At 73.4% G+C, this 14,692-nt stretch carries 15 protein-coding genes; 8 read left to right on the top strand and 7 right to left on the bottom strand.

The features are described from left to right. Nucleotides 1–76: 76 nt before the first annotated feature. Nucleotides 77–1,363 (top strand): M18 family aminopeptidase, encoded by a 1,287-nt coding sequence (locus EDF21_RS05695; protein ID WP_056047805.1) that lies wholly within the window; start codon nucleotides 77–79, stop codon nucleotides 1,361–1,363. A gap of 96 nt (nucleotides 1,364–1,459) precedes the next feature. On the opposite strand, the gene EDF21_RS05700 is transcribed toward EDF21_RS05695, so the two are convergent. Beyond that, nucleotides 1,460–2,077, bottom strand: coding sequence for an alpha/beta hydrolase (locus EDF21_RS05700; protein WP_123570563.1), 618 nt, complete (start codon nucleotides 2,075–2,077; stop codon nucleotides 1,460–1,462). Nucleotides 2,078–2,125: 48 nt separating this feature from the next. Between EDF21_RS05700 and EDF21_RS05705 the strand changes: the two genes are divergently transcribed. Next, nucleotides 2,126–2,662: a DUF1990 family protein gene (locus EDF21_RS05705; RefSeq protein ID WP_052505354.1), complete on the top strand. Its 537-nt coding sequence runs from the start codon at nucleotides 2,126–2,128 to the stop codon at nucleotides 2,660–2,662. Nucleotides 2,663–2,722: 60 nt separating this feature from the next. Here the strand turns inward: EDF21_RS05705 and EDF21_RS05710 are convergent, their stop codons facing one another. Further along, a complete protein-coding gene (locus EDF21_RS05710) occupies nucleotides 2,723–3,433 on the bottom strand; it encodes an SRPBCC domain-containing protein (protein WP_056046667.1) in 711 nt (236 codons plus the stop codon). 150 nt (nucleotides 3,434–3,583) lie between these two features. Between EDF21_RS05710 and EDF21_RS05715 the strand changes: the two genes are divergently transcribed. Next, the gene (locus EDF21_RS05715; protein WP_123570565.1) at nucleotides 3,584–4,693 is read left to right on the top strand and encodes an alpha/beta fold hydrolase; all 1,110 of its coding nucleotides are present in this window, start codon (nucleotides 3,584–3,586) and stop codon (nucleotides 4,691–4,693) included. Between the two features lie 93 nt (nucleotides 4,694–4,786). Here EDF21_RS05715 and EDF21_RS05720 read toward each other — a convergent pair whose 3' ends face one another. From EDF21_RS05720 to EDF21_RS05730, 3 genes are all read right to left on the bottom strand, one after another. Further along, nucleotides 4,787–6,067 carry an Nramp family divalent metal transporter gene (locus tag EDF21_RS05720; protein WP_123570566.1) on the bottom strand — a complete coding sequence of 427 codons (1,281 nt, stop codon included), beginning with the start codon at nucleotides 6,065–6,067 and terminating at the stop codon, nucleotides 4,787–4,789. 219 nt (nucleotides 6,068–6,286) lie between these two features. Beyond that, the gene (locus tag EDF21_RS05725) at nucleotides 6,287–7,006 is read right to left on the bottom strand and encodes a hypothetical protein (RefSeq protein ID WP_123570567.1); all 720 of its coding nucleotides are present in this window, start codon (nucleotides 7,004–7,006) and stop codon (nucleotides 6,287–6,289) included. A 115-nt stretch (nucleotides 7,007–7,121) separates the two neighbouring features. Next, nucleotides 7,122–8,618 carry a CvpA family protein gene (locus EDF21_RS05730; protein WP_123570568.1) on the bottom strand — a complete coding sequence of 499 codons (1,497 nt, stop codon included), beginning with the start codon at nucleotides 8,616–8,618 and terminating at the stop codon, nucleotides 7,122–7,124. A gap of 167 nt (nucleotides 8,619–8,785) precedes the next feature. Here EDF21_RS05730 and EDF21_RS05735 point away from each other — a divergent pair, with 167 nt between their 5' ends. The 4 genes from EDF21_RS05735 (at nucleotide 8,786) to EDF21_RS05750 (ending at nucleotide 12,625) form a co-directional block, all read left to right on the top strand. Then, nucleotides 8,786–9,709 carry a CoA ester lyase gene (locus tag EDF21_RS05735; protein ID WP_082460322.1) on the top strand — a complete coding sequence of 308 codons (924 nt, stop codon included), beginning with the start codon at nucleotides 8,786–8,788 and terminating at the stop codon, nucleotides 9,707–9,709. Between the two features lie 165 nt (nucleotides 9,710–9,874). After that, a complete protein-coding gene (locus EDF21_RS05740) occupies nucleotides 9,875–10,549 on the top strand; it encodes a PadR family transcriptional regulator (protein ID WP_123570569.1) in 675 nt (224 codons plus the stop codon). Nucleotides 10,550–10,689: 140 nt separating this feature from the next. After that, nucleotides 10,690–11,571 carry a DNA/RNA non-specific endonuclease gene (locus EDF21_RS05745; protein ID WP_056046674.1) on the top strand — a complete coding sequence of 294 codons (882 nt, stop codon included), beginning with the start codon at nucleotides 10,690–10,692 and terminating at the stop codon, nucleotides 11,569–11,571. Between the two features lie 67 nt (nucleotides 11,572–11,638). Continuing rightward, nucleotides 11,639–12,625, top strand: a complete 987-nt coding sequence (locus EDF21_RS05750; RefSeq protein WP_148053638.1) for a hypothetical protein — start codon at nucleotides 11,639–11,641, stop codon at nucleotides 12,623–12,625. A 36-nt stretch (nucleotides 12,626–12,661) separates the two neighbouring features. On the opposite strand, the gene EDF21_RS05755 is transcribed toward EDF21_RS05750, so the two are convergent. Next, a complete protein-coding gene (locus tag EDF21_RS05755; RefSeq protein WP_056046678.1) occupies nucleotides 12,662–13,021 on the bottom strand; it encodes a hypothetical protein in 360 nt (119 codons plus the stop codon). A gap of 221 nt (nucleotides 13,022–13,242) precedes the next feature. On the opposite strand from EDF21_RS05755, the gene EDF21_RS05760 reads away from it, so the two are divergent. Next, entirely contained in the window at nucleotides 13,243–13,980 is a 738-nt protein-coding gene (locus EDF21_RS05760; protein WP_123570571.1) for a trypsin-like serine protease, read from the top strand. Nucleotides 13,981–14,147: 167 nt separating this feature from the next. Here the strand turns inward: EDF21_RS05760 and EDF21_RS05765 are convergent, their stop codons facing one another. Further along, nucleotides 14,148–14,672: a GNAT family N-acetyltransferase gene (locus EDF21_RS05765; RefSeq protein WP_233568366.1), complete on the bottom strand. Its 525-nt coding sequence runs from the start codon at nucleotides 14,670–14,672 to the stop codon at nucleotides 14,148–14,150. Nucleotides 14,673–14,692 lie beyond the last annotated feature (20 nt).

Here is a 14,692-nt window from a genome sequence, read left to right on the forward strand (position 1 = left end):
GACCCACGTGCGCGAGCAGGGGCCTCGGCCCCTTCGTGAGGTCTCGGCGGCGACCGGGTGGTGCATGCTGGTGGGGATGACTGACACGCGCCCCCACCTCGACGACTTCGCCCGCTTCATCCAGGCCTCGCCCTCGTCCTTCCACGCCGCGGCCGAGGCCGCCCGCCGGCTCGACGACGCCGGGTTCACCGCCCTCGACGAGACCGCCGAGTGGCCCTCGGGCCCGGGCCGTCGCTACGTCGTGCGCGACGGCGCGGTCATCGCCTGGATCGAGCCGGCCACCGCGACGGCCACGACGCCGTTCCGCGTCGTCGGAGCGCACACCGACTCCCCCGGCTTCAAGCTGAAGCCCAAGCCGACGACCGGCACCCGCGGCTGGCTGCAGGCCGGCGTCGAGGTCTACGGCGGTCCGCTGTTCAACTCGTGGCTCGACCGCGACCTCGAGTTCGCCGGCCGACTGGTCACCCGCAGCGGCGAGACGCACCTGGTGCGCACCGGGCCGCTGCTGCGCTTCCCGCAGCTCGCCGTCCACCTCGACCGGGGCGTCAACGCCGAGGGCCTGAAGCTCGACCCCCAGCGCCACCTGAACCCCGTGGTCGGGGCGGGGCCGCTCGACGAGGCCGACGTCCTCGGCCACCTCGCCGGGTTGGCCGGGCTGACCGGAGCCGACGTGACCGGGTACGACGTGGTCGTGGCCGACACCGCGCCTCCTGCGGTCCTGGGGATGTCGGGCGAGCTCTTCGCCGCCGGGCGCATGGACAACCTGTCGTCGACCCACGCCGGTCTCGTCGCACTGGTCGAGACGGCGACCTCGGGCGTCGAACTCGACCACGTCGCCGTGTTCGCGGCGTTCGACCACGAAGAGGTCGGTTCGGCCACCCCGTCGGGTGCAGCCGGGCCGCTGCTCGAGGACGTCCTGGCCCGGGTCTCGGCCGGTCTCGGGGCGACGACGACCGATCACCGCCGGGCACTCGCCGGGTCGTGGTGCCTGAGCGCGGACGCCGGGCACGCGGTGCACCCGAACTACCCCGAGCGGCACGACCCGGTCAACCAGCCGGTCGTCAACCGCGGGCCACTGCTCAAGATCAACGCGAACCAGCGCTACGCCACCGACGGGCTCGGGGCGGCCGAGTGGTCACGGGCGTGCGAGCAGGCGGGTGTGCCGTTCCAGGAGTTCGTCTCGAACAACTCGGTGCCCTGCGGCTCGACCATCGGACCGATCACCGCGACGCGGCTCGGCATCCGGACGATCGACGTCGGCATCCCGTTGCTCGGCATGCACTCGGCCCGCGAGTTGTGCGGAGCCGACGACCCGGCCTACCTGTCACGCGCCGCCGCCGCCTTCCTCGCGCCAGACGCGTAGGCCCGGCGCGGGCCCGATCCGCAGGCCCGGCGCGGGTCCGATCCGCAGGCCCGACGCGGAGGCGCTGCGCGACCGTCGGGCACCGCGCACGGCGGATCAGCCGAAGGCCTCCGCCGCCGGTGCCCCGAGCGCCCAGGCCAGGATCGCCGGCCACTCGCCGTAGCCCGAGTCGGGGGTGAGGTGACCGCCTCGGGGCACGACGACGACCGGGGCGTCGACCCGCGCCTCCCAGGTGTCGACCGGGCCGAGCGGCAGCCACTCGTCGTCGTCCCCGGCGACGACGACCGACTCGTCGTCGCCCCCGAGCGCGAGCCGCCGCCCGTCGAACAGCTCCCCGGCCACGAACGCGTGGATCGGCTGGCCGACGATCAGCTCGGGCGACGGAGGCGCGACCAGCGCGACCCGGTCGGCGGACGGAGGCGCGACGCCGGCCTGCAGCCTCAACCAGAGCAGGCACGAGAGGCTGTGGCACAGCACCGTCACCGGACGGCCCGCGGGCAGGGCGGCCCGTTCGTGTCGCACCGCGGCGTCCCAGGCGGCGGGCGTGGGCTCGTCGGCGTCGGGCAGCTGCGGGTAGCGCACCACGTGTCCGCGGGCCTCGAGCTCGCCGGCGAGCCAGCGCTGCCAGTGCCCCTCGGGACGATGGTTCTGCCAGCCGTGCAAGATCAGGAAGGCCGTGGGCGGGGTCGGCGTCGGGGCGGTCGCGTCGGTCACGGTCCGATCATGCCCCGACCCGGCGTCCTCACGTGGCAGGGTCGACCCATGACGTCACACCCGTACCGCGCCCGGTTCGGCGACGGCTACGCCTTCGAGGGCGAGCCCACCCTCGACGGTCCGCCGCCGACCGGATTCCACGTGACGACGCGCAGTCGGGTGATCGGCCACGGCCGGGCCGCCTTCGAGGCCGCAGGGGACGCCGTGCTGCACTGGCAGGTGCACCGCGGCTCGGGCTTCGTGCCCCTCGAGGTGCCCGTCCGCGTGGCCGTCGGTGCGACGAGCGTCTGGGGCGTGACCCTCGGCCCCGTGCACCCACCGGTCGCCTGCCGGGTGTTCGCCGTCGTCCGGTCCGCCACCGAGATCGGCTTCGGACACGCCGCCCTGGTCGGCCACCCGCAGCGCGGCTGGGAGAGCTACCGCGTGCACCACCACGACGACGACCGCGTCACCCTCGACATCCGCGTCGTCTGGCTCCCCGCCGCGTGGTGGATGCGGGCCGCCGGGCCGGCGTCCGCACTCGCCCTCTCGCTGATCCTGCGGCGCAACCTCCGCGCCCTCGACGTCGTCGTGGCCTCCGCCTGACGGCACCGCGCCCTCACCGGACGGCCCGGTCACCCCTCCGTGGGGACGAGGAGGCGCGGCTCACGAGAACAGGTCGTCGAGCCACCTCTGCCAGGCCGACCCGGTCGCGGCGGCGTCGGCCCCGTCGGCGAAGTCGTGGACGCTGACGCTCACCCCGGCCCCCCAGGCCTCCCGCCCGAAGACGCGGACGAGCGCGCTCGCGGTCCGCAGCCCCACGAAGGACGCCGTGCGGTACGAGAGTCCCGCGGCGACCGGACCGACGCCGGGCAGGTCGACCACGACGGCGTCACCGACCTCGACGTCGTCGGCCAGGTCGAGGGCCTGCAGCACCCGGGCGGCCGATCCCGCCGCCCGCGACGACTCCGGGGCGTCGACGCTCGTGAACGTGGCCTCCCGCCCCGTGAACCATGCGACGTACTCGGCGAGGGTGTGCAGGTAGAAGTCGGTGTGCTCCTCGACGCCGGGCACCTGCCCCTCGTCGAAGACGCTCGAGTGCCGGTAGGTCAGCCGGGTCGCCTCCTCGGTGTCGTCGCCTGCCGCGAGGGCGAAGTCGAGCTCGTTGAACCAGCCGCCCTCGCCCTCCATGCGGTTGGCGTAGTGGCGACCCGGTCGCCAGGCCGTGACCACCGCACCCGGCCCGGCCGCGCCTCCCACCCGGGGTTCGACCTCACCGGGCCAGAGCCACCCGCCGGTGCCCGTGGTGACGGCGTCGAAGACCACGGCGGGAGGCGCGGCGAGGGTGACGGTCCGGACGATGTCGGCAGCGGGCACGATGACTCTTCTCTCGTCGAGGCGGGTGGGTCGAGGCGGTGGGGCGGAGGCGGTGCGCCGCGGGCGGGACCCGGCGGGGTCAGCCTGCCACCGGGGACCCCGCCCGCGCCACCGTCCCGGGCTCCGAGCCCACCGTGCCACACTGATCCGATGACCCCTCGACGTCGCCACGCCGGTTCGCCACGGCGTTCGGCCGCCCGCGACGCCTCGCGAGCGGGGGACGTCGACACGACCGTCACCGTGCGTCGCGTCGAGCGGGGCGACCTCTACGTGCGGGTCAACACGATCGGCGACACGGGCGAGCGTCCGTTCGTCCTCGTGCCGGGCATCGGCGTCTCGTCCGACTACTTCGAGCGCCTCGCGCCGAACCTCAACGAGTTCGGCCCCGTGCACGCTCTCGACCTGCCGGGCTTCGCCGGGGTGCCGCACCCGGGTCACGCCCTGAGCATCCGCGAGTACGCCGACCTCGTCGGCACCGCCATCGACGAACTGGGACTCCACGACCCGGTCGTCGTCGGGCACTCGATGGGCACGCAGATCGTCGTCGACCTCGCCGCGCGCCGACCCGACCTGTCGACCGTCGTGCTGATCGGGCCGGTGATCGATCCGGCCCATCGACACGTGCTCGAGCAGGCGGTGCGGTTCGCCCGGGCCGCCTGGCACGAGCCCGGCCGGGTGAAGTTCCTGGCCCTGAGCGCCTACGTGCTCTGCGGGGTGCGTTGGTTCTCCCGCATCCTGCCGAAGATGATGACGTACCCGATCGAGCGGCACCTGCCGCAGATCGCCGCCGACACCCTGGTCATCCGGGGCGAGCACGACGCCGTCGCCCCACGCGAGTGGGTGCGCCGCGTCGGCGAACTGCTGCCCTCGTCCCGCCTGTGGGAGATGCCCGGGGCCGCCCACTCCGTCATGCACGCCCACGCCGAAGAGGTCGCCAAGCTCTGCGTCGAGCACGCCCAGCAGCCGATCCGGCACGACGAGGGCGTCGAGCTGCACCACTACGTCGACGCGGGGGACGGCGACGAGAGCGACGACTTCAGCCCCAGCCCGGCCAACTTCGTGAAGGCCGTGGGGGCGCGCCTGCGTTCGACCGCGGCGACCATGCGCGGTGACGACGAGGCCCTCGCGAAGGCCAAGACGGACCACGCCGAGTCGATGCAGGCGGCGTTCGACCGTCGCCAGGCCGAGAAGGCCGCGGCCGGCGCCGACCCCGACGACGGCCCGCACATCGAACCCACGACCGGCGGCGCCGACCGCTGACGGTGCGGCTCGTCCCGGCCGCGCCGGGCCGGGCCGGGGCGGGTCGGGTCGGGTCGGGAACGCAGGAGGCGCGGGTCGCCTCGCCGCCGCCCCTCACGCCCCCGAGACGGTCAGCCCGATCAGCACGAGGTTGAGGGCCACGACGACGACCACGGCCACCCAACCGGCGATCCGCGTCCCGACGGCGTTGACTCCCGTGCCCATGAGCGACCGGTCGCTCGTCGCGACGACGAGGGGCACGAGGGCGAAGGCGATGCCGAAGCTCAGCACGACCTGGCTGAGCACGAGCAACCACGTCGGGCTGATGCCCGTCGCGAGCAGCACGAGGGCCGGGATCAACGTGACGACCCGGCGCACCATGAGCGGCACCTGCACGTGCAGCAGGCCCTTCATGATCTCGGCGCCCGCCATCGCCCCGATCGACGTGGACGCGAGACCCGACGCGAGGAGGCCGACGGCGAACAGGACGCCGATCACCGGCCCGAGCGCCGCCGCGATGGCCCGCTGGGCCCCGGGGATCGTATCGGTGCCGTCCTGACCCGACAGGGTCGAGGCCGCGAGCACGAGCATGGCGATGTTGACGCCGCCGGCGACGAGCAACGCCAGCACGACGTCCCACCGGGTGGCCTTCAGCACGCGGGCACGGTCCGCCCCCTCGGCCACGACGCCGTGGTGGTCGCGGGTGAGCGCGGAGTGCAGGTAGACCGCGTGCGGCATGACCGTCGCGCCGAGCATCGACGCGGCGAGCAGCACCGCCGTGCTGTCCTCGAAGCGGGGCACGAGACCGGCGAGCATGCCTCCGGCCGACGGCGGGGCGAAGAGCAGCCCCGCGCAGAAGCCGAGCGTGAGGACGGCGAGCAGGGCGATGACGACGGTCTGGAAGACTCGCCCGCTGCGGTACCTCGTGAGCAGCAGCAGGCCGAGCGAGACGAGGCCGGTGATCAGACCCCCGACGACCAGCGGCACCCCGAAGAGCAGCTGGAGCGCAAGGGCTCCCCCGATGATCTCGGCGACGTCGGTCGCGGCCGCCACCAGCTCGGCCTGACCCCAGTACGCCAGCCGGAGGGGCCGACGACGGAGGCGCGTGCCCATCACCTCGGGCAGCGACCGACCCGTGACGATGCCGAGCTTCGCCGACAGGTACTGGACGAGCACCGCGATGGCGTTCGCGAGGACGAGCACCCAGAGGAGCGTGTACTGGTAAGCCGCCCCGGCCGTGAGGTTGGCGGCGACGTTGCCGGGGTCGACGTACGCGATCGCGGCGACGAACGCCGGGCCGAGCAGGGTGCCGCGCGGTCGGGCGTGCACGACCTGCGGGGCACGGCCGTCACGGGGGTGGTCGGCGTCGGCACGGCGGGTGTCGGACGAGCTCATGCCTCGACCCTAGCAAGGTTTCGGTACGCCGAAACCTTGGTGTGAGACCTCCGTAACCCGCCCGCAAGCCGCACGCCGCGCCCGCACACCGAACGCCGCGCCCGAACGCCGAGAACCCCGTTCACGAAGACGAACCACGATTGATCGGGGTTCTTCTTCGCGAACGGGGTTCTTCTCGGTGATCGGCTACGTGCCCGATCGGTCGAGCGGGGGTGTCGCTTATTCGGTGGCGACGGTGATCTTCGCGACGCCGACGAGCATCTCGTCCTGGACGGCGTCGGTCTTGAAGGTCTGGTTCAGCAGGGCGGCGGCGTCGGGGCTGACGTGGACCGTGGTGCCCTCGAGGACGGCGTTCGAACCTTCCATCTGGATGGGCTTGAGCGTGCCACCGTAGAGGTTGAAGAGGTAGGCGTCTTCGGCGGCGACGGTGCCGTTGGCGGTGACGGTGCCGTAGAGCTTGCTCTCGCCCGGGTCGATGCGGAAGTCGGTGAGTTCGACGACGGTGCCGTCGGCCGAGGTCAGCGACAGGCCGGAGCCGTCGTGGTCGATCTCGCCCTGGACGTAAGGTCGCACGTCGCTGTCGGGGCCGTAGTAGTCGACGTTGCCACCCGTGATGGGGAACGCGAAGGTGCCGTCGGTGAAGGTCGCGGTGCCCACGACGCCGGGGGTCAGGCCCAGGCTCGTGAGGGCCTCGACGAAGGACGCGTCCACGGCGACCTGCGTGTCGACGCCGTTCGACAGATCCGAGATGGACGCCTCGGGCAGCATGCTCTCGCCGGGGCCGGGTTCACGGGTCTGGTTGACGGGGTGCGTCGGGGCCGTGTTGTTGCTCTCGGAGTCCGAGGTCGAGGCGCAGGCCGCGAGCGAGAACACGAGGGCTCCGGTGGCGACGACGCCGAGGACGCCTCGACCGAGGGAGGAACGGAAGGGGGTGCGCATGAATGGTCCTTGTCTGTGCTGCCCGGTGGGGTTGATCGGTGTTCGACGCCCGGGCCGCGTCGGATGGGGCGAGGGGGCGAGGGGGCGACCCGGCCGGGACGCCCCCTCGCGGCGCTCAGTCCTCTTCGGAGAAGAAGCGGTCGACCTTGCGGTGGTACCGCTGACCCAGCAGGCCACCGAGGACGGCACCTGCGAAGCTCAGGACGACGACGAGGCCGAGGCCGATGAGACCGGCGAGGGACGACGACTGCAGGTCGTCCATCGAGGGCACGAACGGGTTCGGCGACGACGAGTCTCCGGTCTGGGTGCCGACGACGCCGACGACGATCGCCAGGACGATCGTGATGACCAGACCCCAGAGCCAGGTCGCGAGCCCCTGCTTGAAGCCGCTGAAGCGGGCGATGCGCGACGCCGTGTAACCACCGATGAGGTACCCGAAGAAGATGATCGCGAGCACCACGATGCCCGAGGTCAGCGCGAGCACGTCGGCGTTGTCGGTCGTGAAGCTGCGCAGGTCGGCCATGGCGGTCGAACCGGATGCGACCCCGCCCCAGGCCGCGAGGACGCCGCCGAAGATCGTGATCATGACGAGGCCGAAGCCCGTCGCGGCGAACCAGCCGAGCAGGCCGGCGCCGAAGCGGATGCCGCCGAACTCCTCTTTCTGCTGGGCGAGCAGCTCACGGCGCACCGACACGTGGTCGATGCCCGAGTCCTTGATGAGGGGGTAGGCGTGGGAGCCGGTGTCGCGGCCCGCGGCGGCTCCTGCGGCCGCGCCTCCGGCTGCCGCCGCGGTGGGCGCGACGGCGGTGGGGGCGTCCTGACCGAACGAGGGCTGACGCTCGGCCGCGGCGCGGTCGGTGGCGTCGCGTTCGGCGTCCGAGCGGTCGTCGACCCACCCGTCGTGCGAGGACGAGGAGGCGCCGGTCGCCGCGGTCGCGGACGCCGCGGTGGCCGTGTCGTCCCCTCGGTCACCGGTGGCGGGCTCGCCGGCGCGGGCGGCCTCGGCCGCACGGAGGGCCTCGTCGTCGTGCAGCGGACGGCGCGTGCCGTCCGAGGAGGCGGACCAGGCCCGCTGGGCGGGTTCGGTCGGCGCCACCATGGGCACCGCCTCGGTGGGACGGCCGGTCGAGGCCGCGTCGCGGTCGGACTCCGAGAGGACCTCGGTGTCGCGGCGGTCGGCGTCGGTCGACGCGTCGGCGTCGGCGCGCTGGTCGGACCCGGTGTCGCCGGGGACGTACTCGGCGGGCACCGAATCGGGCAGCGCCTCCTCGTCGGACGACGCGGGAGCCTCGTGGGCCTCCGGGCCGGACGCGTCGGTGGTGGCGGGGGCCTCGGCGACGACCGGGCGGTCCTCGGCGTCGGCGACGGGGGCCTGCTGCGTCGGGGCGTCGGACCCGAAGTCGACGGCGGGCTGCTGCTGCGTCGGGGCGTCGCCGCCGAAGTCGACGGCCGGGGGCTGCTGGGTCGGGACCTCGGAGCCGTACGGCACCTCGGTCGGCTCGACCGTCTCGCCGGTCTCGTCGGACCGCGGGGCGTCGTTCGTGTCGCCGTGCTGGGGATCGCGTCCCTCGTGGTCGGGGCGGTCGCGCCGCGGATCGTTCGCGTCGGTCATGGCTCACTCCTGTCGGTGGGGTCGTTCCCTGGATCTGTGATCCGCCTGAACGTTACGCCCGAACGGCACCCCGGGCCGGGAGCCCCCGCCCGCACCCGCGGGACTCACGGGCGCGGACGAGCCGGTAGCGTGGACCGGACCGCCGAGCGACGAAGGACGACGACGTCATGACCGACACCAGCCAGACCCCCTCCGACCCGACCGCGACGGCCTCCGGCGCGACCGACTCCGCGGCGACGGGCCGCCGGGCCGCGGCGGCCGCCCGCACGCGACCGAAGGCAGACATCGCCCGTTCGTGGCTGCTCGTGCCGGGCACCGCCCCCGACCGTTTCGACTCGGCCCAGGCGTCCCGCGCCGACCAGATCGTCCTCGACATCGAGGACGCGGTCGACCCGGCCCGCAAGCCCGCCGCTCGCGACGACGTCGTCGCCTGGCTCACGGGCGGCGGCGAGGCCTGGGTGCGCATCAACGACCGCTCGACCGACTTCTGGTCCGACGACGTCGACGCCCTGATGGGCCTGCCCGGACTGCACGGCGTCATGCTCGCCAAGACCGAGGCGCCCGAACACGTCACCGAGACCTTCGACCGACTCGGAGGCGCGGTGCCGGTGCTCGCGCTCGTCGAGTCGGCCCTCGGCATCGAGGAGAGCCCCGCCATCGCCAAGGCCCGCGGGGCGTTCCGCCTCGCGTTCGGAAGCGGCGACTACCGCCGCGACACCGGCACGAGCGCCGACGACCTGGCCATGGCCTACCCCCGCTCCCGCCTCGTCGTGGCGAGCCGCATCGGCGGGCTGCCCGGCCCGATCGACGGCCCGACGGTGGGCAGCAGCCACCCCGTCCTGCGGGAGCAATCCGGGGTCGCGGTCGCCCTCGGCCTCACCGGCAAGCTCTGCCTCGACGTCGAGCAGCTGCCCGTGATCAACGAGGTCATCAGCCCCACGCCGTCCGACGTCGCCTGGGCCCAGGACTTCCTCGCCGACTTCGAGGGACGCGGCCGGGTCATCCGAGACGGCAGCGACCTGCCCCGCCTGGGCCGGGCCCAGAAGATCGAGAAGCTCGCCTCGGCGTTCGGGGTGCAAGCCGCGAACTGACGGCTCGACGGAAGGAGGCGCGTCCCACTCGGGACGCGCCTCCTTTCTTTCTGCCCGGATGTCCGCCGGACCGTTGACAGACGATAGTAACCGACATATCTTTGACACATCGCGACAGGACGTCGCGACCTCGATCTCTTCCCCCCGACCCGAGAGGAGTACCCCATGGGTACCGACTTCACCACCGAGAACCACGGCGACCCCCGTCGCCGGCACCACGACTCCCCCGACGCCCGGCACGACCCGATCGGCCGCGGCGAGGGTCACGGCCGCTTCGGCCGTCCGTTCGGCCGCGGGTTCCGCCCCGGTCCGGGCTTCGGCGGCTTCGGCCCCGGTTTCGGCCCCGGCGGCCCGGGCTTCGGTCCCGGCGGTTTCGGACCGGGCCGCGGAGGACGCGGCCGGGCACGACGCGGCGACGTGCGCCTCGCGATCCTCTCGCTGCTGTCCGACACCCCGTCGAACGGCTACGGCCTGATCAAGGCGATCGCCGAGCGCACCGACGGCACGTGGAAGCCCAGCCCCGGCTCGGTCTACCCCACGCTGCAGCAACTCGTCGACGAAGAGCTCATCTCGTCCGACGAGGCCGCGACCAAGAGCGTCTTCACGCTGACCGACGCAGGCCGGGCCTACGTGGCCGAACACGCCGACGAGATCGAGAGGGCCTGGGCCGCCACGGCGGACGACGCGAGCGACACCGACCGCGAGTTCCAGACCAGCCTCATGAAGCTCATGGGCGTCGTCAAGCAGTTCCACCACGACGGCAGCGACGCCCAGCGGGCCGCCGCCACCGCCAAGCTCGACGAGGCACGCCGCGCGCTCTACACGATCCTGGCCGACTGAGCCCCGGCGGGCCGAGGCTCGGCCGACCGAGCCCCGGCCGGCCCTCCTCCGGTGGGCCGTCCTCCGGTGGCGGCCGGACCGATGTCCGGGGTCGTGGGCATGATGGGCCCACGAGCACGACGACCCCGCCGGAGGCGCGCATGAGCACCGCAGACGACCGCACCACCGCGAGCACCGCCGACCTCGGGCGCGCCGGGTACGACCCGTCATTCCTCACGGTCGACGTGCCCCTGCCGGCCGTCCACGCCACCGTCCGCGAGCTGCCCTACGTCCACTTCACGGTGCTGCTCGACCCCGTCCGGCGGTTGGCCGCCCTGACGGCCGTCAACATCGACGGGTCGTCGCTGGTCGACCTCGGCCGGGGCGACGACTGGCACCTCGACGAGCGCGTGCCCGACGACGAGCAGACGGGTCCCGAGGTGTACGCCTCCAACGACCTCGACCGGGGGCACCTCGTGCGTCGGCGCGACCCGGTCTGGGGCGAGCGTGCCGTCGCGGCCGCGGCGAACGTCGACACCTTCAGCTTCACCAACGCCGCACCCCAGGCCGCCGAGTTCAACCAGTCGAAAGAACTGTGGCTCGGCCTCGAGGACCAGGTGCTGCAGTACGCCTCCACGCATCGGCAGCGGCTGACGGTCTTCACGGCGCCCGTGCTGCTCGACGACGACGCGCCCTACCGCGGCATCCGCCTGCCCCGTCGGTTCTTCAAGGTCGCGGCCTGGACGACCTCCGACGGCGGTTCGTTGCGCAGCGCGGCGTACCTGCTCGACCAGTCCCCCGAACTCGACGGCGTCGACCTCGAGGCGGCCTTCGCCCGCGCGCACGAGCAGGGCGACCCGCCGCCCCTCGGGCCGTACCGCACCTACCAGGTGCCCGTCCGCGACATCGCCGAGATGACCGGTTTCGACCTCGCCCAACTCGCCGAGGCCGACACGCTCCGGCCCGTGCCCACGATCGAGCCGCCGGACGGCATCCGCGCGGGGTGGGTGCCGCTCACGTCGGTCGACCAGCTGTCGTTCTGACCGCCAGGCGACGCGGCCCCGGCTCGTCCAGGCGGCTCGCATCGGGCCGTGCCAGCATTCTCGGGCCATGGCACCGAACGACCGAGATCCCGTCGACCCCACAGACGCCCCGTCACCCCTGCCGCCCGAGATGCCGCGCAGCCTGACGGTGCTGCGTGACGAGGACGCGCCGCCGGTCCGGGCCACACCCTGGCGAGAGGTCCGGGTGGACTTCCTGGTGCCGACCACCTCGACCGGTGCGGCCCGCGGCGTCCGGCACCTGCTCGACGAACCCGAACTGCACTTCTCACCCGGGCTGCGCCAGGGGACGCTCGCCCTGATGCCCCGACGGTCGGCACTCCTCCGCGTCGTGCTCGCGTGGGAGTGGTCGGTCGAGGCGGCGTCCTTCGCCGTGCACTTCTTCGAGCCCGAGCCCTTCTCGTCCGACGAACGAGACGCCCTCGAGGCCTGGTTGCGGGCGACGGCGCGACGGTTGCAGCTGTTCGACGGCGCCCTCGCGCGTGCCGTCGCCCGGGTCGACCACGACGTGGTCCGAGGCGTCGACACGAGCTCTCCCGAGGCGTCGCTGGCCGGCGCCTCCGCTGCGGCCCGGGCGGCAGCCCCTGCGGCCGCGGGTTCGCCTGACCCGGGCCCGGTCAGGGGCCGTCCGGTGCCCGACGACTCCGACCCGGTCGACCTCGCGGCGGCCGGGCCCGCCGCCACGACGATGCGGACGGCCACCCTCGGGACGAGACTCGCCTCCCCCGCCGTCGGCGCCGCCCACCCCGTGGTCGACGTCACCCTGCCGGACGCGAGCGACCCCGGCTGGGAGGTCTTCGTCGACGCCCTGAGCCGCCAGACCCTCGGTTACCGTCGCACCCTCGACGACGGCGGCAGCGCCTACGCGTTCACCTACCTCGTGGCCGACGACGTCGACGACGTCACGCCCGACGACCTGGTCGACTGGCACGACCAACACATCCAGCGGCAACTGCTCGTCGAGGACGCCCGCCAGGCGTACGTGCACCTGCTCGCCGGGCTCGAGCCGCCCGTCTCGGTGCAGTACACGGTCTGACCGACGCGGCGCGCGCCTCCCGGGCAAGCAGTCGGGTCAGGGGGCGACGTCGACGATGGCGACGAAGCGGGTGCCGACGCCGTCGACCTCGGCGCGCACGACGCCCGGCTCGGGCTCGGGCAACTCGTCCGCACCGTGGTCGTCGCAGCTGAGGTAGGTGTACTCGGGCCACCACTTCTTGGGGCGAGCCGCCTCGTGGTAGCCGCAGACGACGCACTCCAGTTCGACCCAGACCGGCTTGCCCGTGCGGTTCGCCCGGGACTGCACAAGCCAGGCCGGCGGCGTCCGCTCGATCGCGACGAGTTCGTCGACCGTCATCTTCGGCGGCAGGCCGTGGCGCTTGGCCATCTCGAGCGGGATGTCCAGTCGCAGGGCGGCGTCTCGTCGCGTGATCACCCGCACACGCTACCCGTCCGCCCCCACCCCTCGCGAGCACCGGCGCTGTTGCCACGCGCAACACCCGCCGTCAAGTCGGCCAGAGTGCCGACTTGCCCCCGAACGAGGGCCAGGCGGAAGCTCGACCCAGGCGGCACGTGTCCGATCCACCCGGTCGGTCGATCACCGGACCGCCCGGCAGGCACCACCCGACACGCACCACACGAACCAAGGGGAACCACATGAAGACCTCCGTCGCCGCCGCCCTCACCGCCGCAGCCCTCGTCGTCGGATCGCTCGGGGTCTCGACCTCGGCCGTCGCCGCCGGGCCCGTCGACACCATCCGCTCGACGGACGTCGTCGGCGGCGAGAAGGCTCCCACGACGCCGTGGGCCGTGCAGCTGGTCTTCCGGACCGGCGGCACCGCGAGCTACGCCTGCACCGGCGAGCAGATCAACGCCAGCTGGGTGCTGACCGCCCGCCACTGCATCGACGGCGTCACCTCGATGCAGGTGTACCACTCGAACAGCACGACGAACCCGGGCACCGCGATCGCCGTCGACCGCGTCGCCGCCGCCCCCGCGGGCGACATCGCGCTCGTGCACCTCGGCCAGTCGAAGGCGCTCGGCAGCTACCCGACGCTGAACCTCGGGTTCCAGGCGACGTCGTCGGGCAGCGGCACGATCATGGGCTACGGCCTGCGCGCGAACTCGGTGCAGTCCGACGGCCTGTACCAGGCGACGGTGGGCCTGACCGGCCGCAGCACCGACGCCTACGGCGGGGCCGCACAGCACCTGACCGGCACCACCGGCGCGGCGAACCACGGCGACTCGGGTGGCCCCCTGATCGTGGGCGGCCAGATCGTGGCCGTCTGCTCCACCGGCGACGAGGCCGACCCGGGCGCGAACACCCGCGCCGGCTCGAACTACGCCGTGCTGTCGCAGAGCGCGACCTGGATCCGCTCGACCGCCGGCCTCTAGTCCGCGACCTCGGGCGGCTCCGCCGGCGACGGGCGGCCTCGGACGGAAGACCCGTACGGACACGCCCGCCCACGGAACGCAGGAGGCGCGCCCCGGTCACGCGACCGGGGCGAGCCTCCGTCGTCGTGTCGACCCGCGCCTCCTCGGGGGGCGTCGGCCGCCGGACGTCAGGCGATCGGCTTCTCGAAGCAGATCGACTGCGGGATAGTCGTGACGTAGGGCTCGTAGGTCGGGATGCGGGTGAAGCCGATCTTCTCGTAGAGGGCGACGGCGTCGGGCTGACGGTCCCCGGTCTGCAGGATGAGTCGGCGGGCACCGCCCTCTCGGGCGACCGCCTCGAGCTCGGCCATCAGCAGCCGGCCGATGCCGCGGCCACGCTGACCGTCCGCGACGATCACCCGCTTGACCTCCCATTCGCCGTCCCGGCTCTGCACGAGGGCGTGGCCGACGGGCGCGCCGCCGTCGGCACCGTCGTCGACGACCACCAGCACGGTGGCCAGCACGTTCGACGGGTGCACCGTGAGGGCGGCGTTCCGGGCCTCGACGACCTCGTCGGGTTCGACGACGTCTCGGTGGTAGCGGACGGTCATCTCGGCGTCCATGGCGTCGCGCAGGGCGACGGCACGGGGATCGTCGAAGGCGACGCGTTCGAGATGCAGCGGGGGCAGGGCAGAGGGAGCGGTGTTCGTCACCAGACGATTCTGCCCCCTCG

Source organism: Frigoribacterium sp. PhB118 (assembly GCF_003751725.1).
Classification (GTDB): Bacteria; Actinomycetota; Actinomycetes; order Actinomycetales; family Microbacteriaceae; genus Frigoribacterium.